Genomic DNA, 11,112 nt, shown 5'->3' with positions numbered 1-11,112 from the left:
TTTATCCTTTAAAACGAAATCCTTGTGCTTGCAGTAATACTTTTAATTTTTCGCGGCATTCGCCTTGAAATTCCAATCGATCGTCTTTACATGTACCGCCGATTCCCAACTTTTTTTTCAACTGCGAACACAAAGTGCTCAACGCCTCTTTGCCTAGAAAAAAAGGCTCCACGATACTGACGGGCTTGCCTTGGCGTTTTTCCATATGCATGACTAAAAGGTGCTTGCAAGGCTCTTTAAACTCACATGTAAGCACGGAGGACTTTTCTTCCTCCATTTCCCACGCTTGAATACAATCTAACGACGAGCCGATCGTAAAAGGGGCTTTTTTATCGGCCATACGTCTCTCGAAACGCTTCGTAATTGCCTTTAAAATCGATGATACTTCCATCGGCGTGAAGTTCGATAATTCGGTTGGCAAACGCGTCGATCAGTTCGCGATCGTGCGTGACGCAAATCACGTTGCCGGGAAATTTGAAAAGTCCTTCGCCCAAAGCGATAATCGCCTCAAGATCGAGGTGGTTGTTCGGCTCGTCCAAGACTAAAAAGTTGCCTTTTTCCAACATCATTTTCGAAAGTCCAATACGGTGTTTTTCCCCGCCGCTGAGTTGTCCGACGCCTTTTTTTTGCTCTTCGCCCGAGAACAACATTCGCCCCAAACATTTACGAATCTCGTCCAGATCTTTTTTGTCGTCAAATTGTTGTAACCACTCAAACAACTGCAAATCACCGTTAATCATATCGGTCGTATTTTGAGGGAAATAGCTCGGGATAATCGTCGCGCCCCATTTAATCGTTCCGGCGTCTTTCTCCAATTGCTCCATGATGATGCTGCACAACGTCGTTTTTCCCACGCCGTTATGACCGATTAACGCGATTTTTTCGCCTTTTTCGACTTTAAACGAAACCGAATGCAACACTTTTTGATCACCGTAACTTTTTTCAATGCCTTCGACTTCCAAGACTTCGTTACCGATGTCGCGCCCCATGCGAAACACGATGCTCGGATCCCTTCGCGAAGAGGTTTGAATGTCGGCAATATCGAGCTTTTCAAGACGTTTTTGACGGGAGGTCGCTTGTTTTGCTTTAGACGCGTTGGCGGAGAAACGGCGCACGAACGCTTCGAGCTCCTCTTTTTCTTTGAGCTTTTTATCGCGCTCCATCTCTTGCTGTTTGGCGATCAAATTTGCCGCCATGTACCATTCGTCGTAATTGCCCGTAAATTCGCGAATCTTTTTAAAATCGACGTCTAAAATATGCGTCACGACCGCATTTAAAAAGTGTCTATCATGCGAAATAACGACCATAGTACCCTCATGGCGAACCAACTGTTCTTCCAACCACGAAATCGCTTCCAAGTCTAAGTTGTTGGTCGGCTCGTCAAGAAACAAAACGTCCGGTTTAGGATAGAGCACTTGTGCCAGCAAAATCTTAAATTTATCGCCGCCGGTAAGTTCGCTCATTAACATGTCGTGCATATCGACCGTAAAACCCAAAGAGGCTAAAATCTTTTCGATGTTGACGTCCACTTCATAGGTCGGATCTTCTTCGGCACAGACAATCTCCAATTCCGCCAATCGGTCGTTGACCTTATCGTCGTTAAAATCGCCCGTTGCGTACAAATGCTCTTTTTCTTTGATTGCATCGTACAATCTTTTATTGCCGTACATAACCGCATCTTTGAGGGTGTACTCTTCAAACGCATACTGGTTTTGGTTTAAAACGCCGACGCGAAGACCGTTTTCAATTGAAATATTGCCGCTGGTCGGCTCGATTTGGCGCGATAAAATTTTTAAAAACGTTGTTTTACCCGCTCCGTTTGCGCCGATCAATCCGTAGCGTTTTCCTTTGTCCAATTTCAGATTGATATTTTCAAATAAAAGCTGATGCGAAAAGCGCATCGTTAGATTGTTGACTTCGACCATACATACTCGCTTTAGTTTTTCGCGGATTATACCATTAAGGTTCTTTTATCTTGATTTATCGCCCAATCAGACTAAAAAATGCTACAATTAATGCACGCAGATTGTGTTAAGGAACACTTGGTGGCACTTTTCAAAAAAAATATTTGGTTGATTTTTTACAGCTTAACCTTAACCGCCGTTATCTTATTTCTTTTACTCAGCTATTTTAAATGGCAAAACATCTCTTTAAAGTACCAAATTGCGCAAGAAAACACCGTCGAACTGATCGCCAACGCAACCCACTCTTTGTTTGATACGCAAGAGCGTTTGATGGACGTTTTAGGCGCGGCTATTGCCGAAGAAGACCGTTACGTACATCACCCCTCCGGTATCGGCAAATACGCCAAAGCACTCTTAGACAACCCCGACGTTTTGGCATTCGGCGTCACGACGCCCGAGGGTGTTTTTCTCTACGGTAGTTCCGATAGCGATCCCGCGCGTATTCCCAATCTCAAAAATAGACCCGAAAGTTATGCCTCTTTTATGGACGCACTTTCACACCATGGAATGGTTTTCGGTCGTACCTAATTTTACGCCCGAACTTCAAAAATGGGCGATGCCGATTCGTAAAACGATTCGCGACACCGAGGGAAAACCTCTGTTTGTCATGACCGCGCTTTTGAAACTCACCAGCACGTTCGACCGCCTGATTAGCACGGTGCGTTATCGCCAAAATCTCGTCGTTTCGATCATTCGAGAGAGTGATTTGTATCTCCAGTACCTTTCACAAGAGCACGACGAATACAACCGAACCTATCAAAAACCTTTTCCTCCCGAGACGATGGAGCGTATTTGGACCACGATTTTCGATACATACGGGCTCAATCCTCAAACGTTGCAAAACAACGAACTTTTGGTGTCGTTTCGCTATCAAGACGAACATTCTCGTCGCTACCTCTCTTCGTTGAAATACAATGCCCAGTATAAACTTTGGATCGTGGCACAAACCTCTTTTGACGTTATTGTGGGAGAATTTATGGAAACGCTCGGACTGTATGCAGGCGTTTTCCTTCTTTTCGGTACGGTTTTTTACCTTCTGTTCCTCTTTATTGCGCAAGCAGAATCCAAGCGCCGTGCGGATTTAACGTACCAAGCGACGCACGATCAACTCACCGACTTACCCAACCGCAACTATTTACAACAAACCGTGAGTTCAAACCGAATCGCAAAAGACGCACCTCCGTTTACGCTTTTATATATCGATATGGACCATTTTAAAAATATCAACGATAGCTTCGGACATCACTACGGCGATAGGCTCTTGGTCGCGATCGCAAACCGTTTAAAAACGCTTCTGCCCTCCGACGCCGAAATTATCCGTTACGGCGGCGACGAATTTATACTGTTCACGCAGCTGTCTGAAAAGCAAGCGGTACTCGATTTTGCGACGCACCTCATCGAAACCCTTTCCAAGCCTTATACGATCGATACGTTACGTTTCACGGTCGGTGCTAGCGTCGGCATTGCACTGTACCCTCAACACGGGGAAGACCTTGACATGTTAATGCGCGCGGCAGATATTGCCCTTTACGCTTCCAAAAAACTCAAAAACAGTGCGCATATTTTTGCCGAAACGATGCAAGAAGGCTTTTTACGTAACGTTCACGTCGAACAAGAGTTACGAAAAGCCCTCGACAATCATGAACTTTTTATGGTCTACCAACCCCAAGTCGACGCGCAAGAGAGGCTTCACGGGGTCGAAGCTTTGGTACGATGGAACAACGCACACTTAGGTTCCGTTGCGCCCGATTTGTTTATTCCTTTGGCGGAGGCTTCGGGTTTAATGCCGAACATCGGACGTTTTATTCTTGAAAGCGTTTGTACGCAAATGCACGACATACATCAACGCCTCGGATACGATTTTTGCGTCTCGATCAATATCTCGGTACGCCAATTTACCGACCCCTCTTTTTTACGACATCTAATCGAAACGATTGAAAAAACGCACATTAGGTCGCTTTCGTTAACGCTGGAAGTCACGGAAAATCTCTTTATCGAAGATCTTCATTTTTTAGTGCCGCTTTTACAAGAGATTAAAACGATGGGCATTCAAATTTCGATGGACGATTTCGGGACGGGGTACTCTTCTTTGAGCATGCTACGCAAACTTCCCATCGATGAGCTCAAAATCGACAAAAGCTTCATCGACGAAATTTTAAAGGATGACGTATCGGCAAGTACGGTACGCAACATCATAGCGATTGCGAAAAATTTCGGGATGCGCGTCGTTGCCGAAGGCGTTGAATCTCAAGCGCAAAAAGAGCTTTTGAGCACTTTGGGATGCGATCTTTTTCAAGGATACTATTTCGCAAAACCGCTTTTAAAAGAGGAGTTAGAACGCTTCCTACAAGGGAAAAAACCTATCTCGATGCCATAGGCTTCATTTTTTTAAACAAAGTTGTTGTAAAATCTTCTACTTTTTAGCGGCACCGCGTGCGGCTTAAAAACATTATCCTTTTTGGAGCATTCGATTGAAATATTTCAAATACATTCTGTTGTCTATTCTCCTCACCTCGTTGGTGCAAGTTTTCATTTGGACGCGAGGCGGCGACAAAATCGTTACGTCCCCTCAAATCGGCGATAAAATCGAGTCCCTCTCGTACACGCCGTACAAAGGTTTCGATAAAGCGCCCAAAAGCAATCAAGAAATCGCCGACGATATGAAAATTATCGAGAGTATCGCGCGTAAAGTTCGTACCTACGCTATCAGCGACGCTAAACGCGTTTTGGAAAACGTCGGCGATACCAAACTCAAAGTCGACGTGGGGCTTTGGCTCTCCACCGATAAAGGTGCCAACGAAGGCGAAATCGAAACCCTGTTTGAATTAACCAAACTGTATGCGCCGCGTATCGCTTCCATCATCGTCGGAAACGAGGTTTTGCTGCGTGCCGATTTAACGTCCGACGAACTCATCGAGTACATCGACCGTGTTTCCAAACGTACGCGGATTCCGGTAACGTCTGCGGAGGTGCAACATGTCTGGCTGACCAACAAAGAACTTGCCAAACATGTCGATTTTATTAACGTGCATATTCTTCCCTACTGGGAAAAAATTCCTATCGAAAAAACGTTGGCTTTCGCCAAGGAAAAATACGACGCTATTGCCGCAATGTATCCTAAAAAACCGATTACGATCGGGGAATTCGGTTGGCCGAGCAGCGGTTACAACAATGAAAAAGCCGAAGCCACGCTTAGCAATCAAATCGCCGCGATTACGGGCTTTTTAGAGATGGCAAAAGCGAACAAATGGAGTTATAATATCGTCGAAGCATTCGATCAGCCGTGGAAAGGCGTTCACGAGGGAAGCGTTGGACCTTACTGGGGACTGTTCGATATTAACAAACAACCGAAATTTCACTTCGTTAAACAAACCGTTTTAAACCCTCTTTGGCGTTACCAAATGGCGGGAGCCGTCTTTTTAGGCATCTTACTGACCTATTTCGGTCTGCGCAACCAGCGCGTCAATTTCGCGCATTCCATGACCTTTGCCGCCGCGGCTCAGGCGATGGGATTTGGTATCGCTATGGCGGCAACCTATCCGTTTGTTTACTATATGAACTTCGGTATGTGGGTCATGTGGGTGATGGGTATTATTTTAATGATTCCTTTGGTCATCATCACGCTGGCAAAGATCAACGAGCTCTTCAAATGTACGCTCGGCATTGCACCTAAGCGTCTCGTACCGCTTCACCTGAAACTAGAACACGCTCCGTTTGTTTCGATTCACGTGCCCGCATACAAAGAACAACCGCACGTTCTCATCGAAACGCTGGATGCGCTTTCCAGAATGCAATACACCAATTACGAAGTTTTGGTCGTCATCAACAACACGTCCGAAGAGTTTTACTGGAAACCGATTGAAGAGCATTGCAAAAAACTCGGCGACAAATTCGTCTTTTTAAACATTACCTGTACCGGATTTAAAGCGGGTGCGCTCAACGTTGCCCTCCAACACACGAACGAAAAAGCCGAGATTTTAGCGGTCATCGATGCGGACTACGTCGTAAGCGATCATTGGCTCGTCGATCTCGTACCGCTTTTCGATGATCCTAAAGTCGCGCTCGTTCAAGCACCGCAAGATCACAGAGACGGTAACGAATCCTTGATCAAGCAAGCGATGAATGCCGAGTATGCGGGCTTTTTCGACATCGGAATGGTGGAAAGAAATGAAGAAAACGCCATCGTTGCACACGGAACGATGCTCATGGCGCGCCTCTCGGCGATGCACGAAGTGGGAGATTGGACGACGTATACGATCGTCGAAGACTCCGAATTGGGACTTCGCCTGTTTGAAGCGGGCTACAGCGCGCACTACACAAACCGTCGTTACGGCTGGGGACTATTGCCCGATACCGTTGAAGCGTTTCGAACGCAACGCCATCGATGGGCGTACGGTGCGATTCAGATTTTGAAAAAGCATTGGCGTCATTTTATGCCCTCTTCCAAAACCTTAACGCCGTACCAAAAATACCACTTCGTCGCAGGCTGGTTTTTCTGGCTCTCCGACGCATTCGGCGCGATGACCGCATTTTTAAATATTTTTTGGGTTCCGTTTATCATTTTCGTCGGCGTTACGATCCCGACCTTGCCGCTGACCTTGCCTATCGTCGTTGCCTTCTTGGTTAACATCTTGCATGCGTTTATTTTGTACCATACCCGCGTCAAAATGGGCATTAAAGAGACGATCCTGAGTGCGATTGCATCGATGAGCCTCCAACTGGTCATCTTTAAAGCGGTTTACGACGGATTCGTGAAAGACGGACTGCCTTTCAAACGTACCGAAAAAGGCGGTAATACGAAAAAAGTAAATAAAAATCCGATCCGTCACGAGATGATTTTAGCAAGCTTACTGACGATTTCGTTTTTTGCGCTTTACTTTACCAATTTTACGCGCATTACCGAAATTTACGTTTTTGCGTTTACGCTTTTGATTCAAAGTATTCCGTACTACTCGGCGATTATCCTTCGCATCATTGAACTTCAATCGATGAAACCCAAATCCCAAACCGCAGCCTAAGACGCTGCGGTTTTATAACGCAATGCGTAACGCACGCATGTTATACTACCGCTATTTACGTTCTAAAGAGGTTTTATGGTCAATGTCCTTATCTTAGAAGACGATCCGATTATTGCTTTAGATATTAAAAGCATCGTTGAAACCTTACCTAGATTTCACGCATTTATCGCTTCGGATACGCCAAGTGCTATGAAAATCGCCCATAAATACCGTCTTCACGTCGTTTTAGCCGATATTCAGATCAAAGGCTCAATCGACGGTATCGAAACGGCACAAATGCTTCAACAATTGTACCATTCACATGTGATTTTTCTGACCTCTTTTAGCGATGAGGAAACGCTTAAAAGAGCTTCTTCCATCAGTATCACGGGCTATATTTTAAAACCGTTTCGCGAAGAAGAGCTGATCGCTTCGTTACGTTTATGTGCCCTTAGGATTCAAGAGACTTCCGCCTTTATCGACATCGGAAAAGGCTACGTTTACAGTATTAAACATCAACAGCTCTATTTAAACGACGTACCGGTCATTTTAGCGGCAAAAGAACAACAACTTTTTTTATTGTTACTTCACAATCGCGGTAAAATCGTTCCGCTCTCCTACATCGACGAAGTCATCTGGTCCAATAGCGTTATCAGCGATACGGCGCGAAGGCAATTGATGCATCGTTTACGCACGAAACTACCCGAACTTTCGTTTGAAGTCGTGAAATACAGCGGATACAAACTCAACGACTAGCGCCATCGAATCGTATAATGACTCCCGTGTGTCTGCTCGTAGTGCAACGTTCCTTTAAGTTCATCGTGTATTAGCCGTTTGACTAAAGAGAGCCCGAACGAATCGCGTTCATCATCCCATTCAAAGCCTTTACCGTTATCGTATATTTCCAAACAGTACGTTTTTTGCGCATAGGTAAGGTGGAGAATGATTTCCCCTTCATGTGCGTCAAAAGCGTATTTGAGCGCATTGGTCACCAGCTCGTTGATAATCAAACCGCAATAAATCGCATGATCGATTGAGAGAACCACTTCGTCCGCTTCGATCACAACGGTAATGTTACTTTGCGGATACCCTCGTTTAATCTCTTTAATCAGATCGTTGATATACACCGAAGCGGCGAGTTCCGAGATATTTTGATGCGCATGTAAAATCTCATGAATCTTACCGATAGAGCGCACGTTACTCTCTGCTTCGACGAGCTTTGCCTTCCCGATAGCATCCAAGCTCGGACGCAACTTGAGTCGATACAAAGAGACGATAAACTGGAGATTGTTTTTAACGCGATGATGCAATTCCCGTATCAAAATGCGTTCGGTATCCAACGCTTTTGCCAATGCTTTGGTACGATTGAGCCGTTTAGAGAGGATAATAGAAAAAACAAGCCCTTCAAATACCATACTCATCTCATAAAAATAACAGTATACCCCATTCTTAGGAATGTACATACCTATATTGTAAAGTAAAAACATAAATGTCCCTAGGATATTTACGCCCCAACTCACTAAAAAATAGAGGCTATTTTCCTCTTTTTTATAGACAAGATAGACGGCAATGGCTAAGATATAAAGTAAGATAAAGCACATATAATAAATAATCACGTCAAAGATGATATCGCTTCCAAAAAGATAAATAAGCGCAAACCCTAAACATCCTAGAAAGAACCACTTGAAACTTCGATGGATTTTTGGGTAGCGTTCAAGGTGCATAAAATCTCGCACAAAGAACAATACTGCAAGGGTTACACCCATGGTATAGAGTGGTCCTAAGTAGGCATCAATATACGACCATGCGATCATGCCTTCATAGGATATACCACAAAGCTTCATAGCCGGGAAAAGCATACCCGTATAAGAGAGATCATTATAAACCACCACACTCAAATAAAACACATAAGTAAGATAAACGCGTTCTTTTGTAAACAAGTAAATAAAGGCATTGTAAACAATGAGCGTTCCCATAACGGAAAATAAAAGCGTTAAAATCAACTGCCTGTCTAACGTTTTTTTCCATAAAACGGCTTCACTCTCCGCATGAAGGTGAAAGTACGTCGCACAACTGTTAGTGAGTACCTTAAGATAAAATGTTCGCTCTTCTAAAGAATTGAGTTGTATTGGGAAAAAATAATCAAATATATCACTATACTCCGTTCTATACAAAACTCCACTTTTTAAAATATGACCTTGGTCATCATATAAAATAACACTATCAAGCATCGAGTTATTGACATGTAAGAAACGTTTCACCGTTACGGCGCTTTCGTTTTTGAGGTTGAAACGCACCCAAACCGCTTCATCGGCTAAATACCCTTGGCTGATAAAAGATGACATGTAAGGCTGAAAGACCTCTTGCGGCGGCACGTCCGAGACTTCAAAGTTTGCACCTTTTTCGAGGTAGATTTCGGCGTGTTCCAGTAACGAGACGTTATCGCTCTGCCCTATATCGATCGAAGCCGCCGATAAAGAAAGTACCCACAGACACCACACAAAAAGTTTTTGCATCGCTTATCCACGTTTTTTCCGAAAAGTATACCTTTCATACGATAAATTTGCAAAAAAATCGTACATATTAAAAAATATAACGGGACACGTAACGCAGCGATACTACAATATAAGACGAATATTTTATGACAGAGGGGCAAGTTCTATGAAGAGGGTTTCGTATCGAAAGATAATGGTTTTAATGAGTTTAGTAACACTGAATCTTCTTGCACAAGAAGATAAAAGTATTTTGGTGCGTTCGCAAGAGGCTTTACAAAACGATCAACCGCAAATTGCTTACGAGTTGTTAACACCTGCATATGCGGACAAATCGCTTTCCAATCAAGGACTTTTTTTACTGGGGATGTCGGCGAAAGAAACGGGCAAATTAAAAGAGAGCGAAGCCTATTTTTCCGAATTGCTCGAGAAAGAACCCAACGCCCTACGCGTTAAGCTTGAGTTAGCCGAAGTGTATTATTTGGAAAAAGACCAAGCAAAAGCAAAACGTCTACTTCAAGACGTCAAATCGGCAAATCCTCCGGCGAAAGTCGGCGAGAATATCGATCGATTCTTAGCGACTATCGACGCTTCGTCTCCTAAAAAATGGAACGCTTACGTCGGCGCAGGCTACATGTACGATACCAACGCCAATCAAGGACCGAGTATCGACTCCGTATTAATGTACGACTTGCCGTTTACCCTCGATCAAAATGCAAAAAATACGCGAGATTGGGCGTTAACGCTTAAAGCGGGAGCGGATTATAGTTATGACATGTCAGATGAATGGTCATGGCAAAACAGCATCGGCGTCAGCACGATCGACTACCGCAAAGTCAATACGTACGACTCGACCAATCTCTCCCTTTCGACGGGGTTTGGGTATAAAGAAGGCGATTGGACGTTTGCTCTGCCTTATGTCGTCAATCGCATTAAGATCGGTCACGACAAAGATTATTACTCTTTTAGCCACGGTATCGTACCGCAAGTCAGTTATGCACTCTCCCAAGAACTTTTACTTATCTCCAGCCTTGCGCTTCAAAAGAAACACTACTACGATAACAGCGATAGAGACGGTAACGCCATCACATTTTCGCCGTCTTTGCGCTATTTAGTAGATAACCATTCATACGTTACGTTCGGTGGCTATTTAGGACATGAAAACTCGGGCGTCCAAACTTTTGAAAACAACTCTAAAGGCGTCAACGTCGGTTATTTTAATGCTATCAATGCCGAGTGGAGCATTTATATCTCTCCAAGTTATAGCAAAACCGATTACGACGGCATCGAAGCGGCATATGCCACGGGAAGAGTCGATAAACGTTTTGACGCAACCGCCAACCTCAACTACCAAATCCAAGAATGGGCGGCAAACGTGACCCTCTCGTACACCTACACAAAAAACAGTTCCACCATCGACATGTACGACTATAACCGTCAACAAACGATGCTAACGTTGACCAAAAATTTTTAACATTAAAGACTAGGGGCAAACAATGAAAAATACAATGAAAAAAATAGCCATTTCAGCAGCGGCGTGCATGGTGTTGAGCGGAGGAGTATCGGCTGATATTATTGATCCAACTTGGTTTATTGAACAAGGTATTGGAAATATGACAGCGATAGTGGAAGAATGGAAGGCATCTGACGAAAAAATCA

Annotated in this window: 8 protein-coding genes; 5 read left to right on the top strand and 3 right to left on the bottom strand. The window is 44.1% G+C overall.

The window, feature by feature from the left end; translation table 11 throughout:
- Nucleotide 1: 1 nt before the first annotated feature.
- The gene (locus UCH003_RS03615) at nucleotides 2-340 is read right to left on the bottom strand and encodes a translation initiation factor (protein ID WP_231964808.1); all 339 of its coding nucleotides are present in this window, start codon (nucleotides 338-340) and stop codon (nucleotides 2-4) included.
- A complete protein-coding gene (locus UCH003_RS03610) occupies nucleotides 330-1,925 on the bottom strand; it encodes an ABC-F family ATP-binding cassette domain-containing protein (protein ID WP_060825467.1) in 1,596 nt (531 codons plus the stop codon). The genes UCH003_RS03615 and UCH003_RS03610 overlap by 11 nt, the downstream gene beginning before the upstream one ends.
- A gap of 120 nt (nucleotides 1,926-2,045) precedes the next feature.
- Between UCH003_RS03610 and UCH003_RS13790 the strand changes: the two genes are divergently transcribed.
- From UCH003_RS13790 to UCH003_RS03595, 4 genes are all read left to right on the top strand, one after another.
- Nucleotides 2,046-2,492 carry a hypothetical protein gene (locus tag UCH003_RS13790; RefSeq protein WP_231964807.1) on the top strand — a complete coding sequence of 149 codons (447 nt, stop codon included), beginning with the start codon at nucleotides 2,046-2,048 and terminating at the stop codon, nucleotides 2,490-2,492.
- A complete protein-coding gene (locus UCH003_RS03605; RefSeq protein WP_231964806.1) occupies nucleotides 2,467-4,341 on the top strand; it encodes a putative bifunctional diguanylate cyclase/phosphodiesterase in 1,875 nt (624 codons plus the stop codon). The genes UCH003_RS13790 and UCH003_RS03605 overlap by 26 nt, the downstream gene beginning before the upstream one ends.
- A 94-nt stretch (nucleotides 4,342-4,435) precedes the next feature.
- Entirely contained in the window at nucleotides 4,436-6,982 is a 2,547-nt protein-coding gene (locus UCH003_RS03600) for a glycosyltransferase (protein WP_039674106.1), read from the top strand.
- Nucleotides 6,983-7,057: 75 nt separating this feature from the next.
- Nucleotides 7,058-7,717, top strand: a complete 660-nt coding sequence (locus tag UCH003_RS03595; RefSeq protein ID WP_060825466.1) for a response regulator — start codon at nucleotides 7,058-7,060, stop codon at nucleotides 7,715-7,717.
- Here the strand turns inward: UCH003_RS03595 and UCH003_RS03590 are convergent.
- Nucleotides 7,714-9,477, bottom strand: coding sequence for a 7TM diverse intracellular signaling domain-containing protein (locus UCH003_RS03590; protein WP_060825465.1), 1,764 nt, complete (start codon nucleotides 9,475-9,477; stop codon nucleotides 7,714-7,716). The genes UCH003_RS03595 and UCH003_RS03590 overlap by 4 nt on opposite strands.
- A 181-nt stretch (nucleotides 9,478-9,658) precedes the next feature.
- Between UCH003_RS03590 and UCH003_RS03585 the strand changes: the two genes are divergently transcribed.
- A complete protein-coding gene (locus tag UCH003_RS03585) occupies nucleotides 9,659-10,927 on the top strand; it encodes a surface lipoprotein assembly modifier (protein WP_039674112.1) in 1,269 nt (422 codons plus the stop codon).
- Nucleotides 10,928-11,112: the final 185 nt, after the last annotated feature.

The sequence above is a fragment of the Sulfurospirillum cavolei genome (assembly GCF_001548055.1).
Lineage (GTDB): Bacteria > Campylobacterota > Campylobacteria > Campylobacterales > Sulfurospirillaceae > Sulfurospirillum.
Note: the sequence above shows the minus strand (reverse complement) of the source record. Positions and strands in the feature narration are given on the sequence as shown.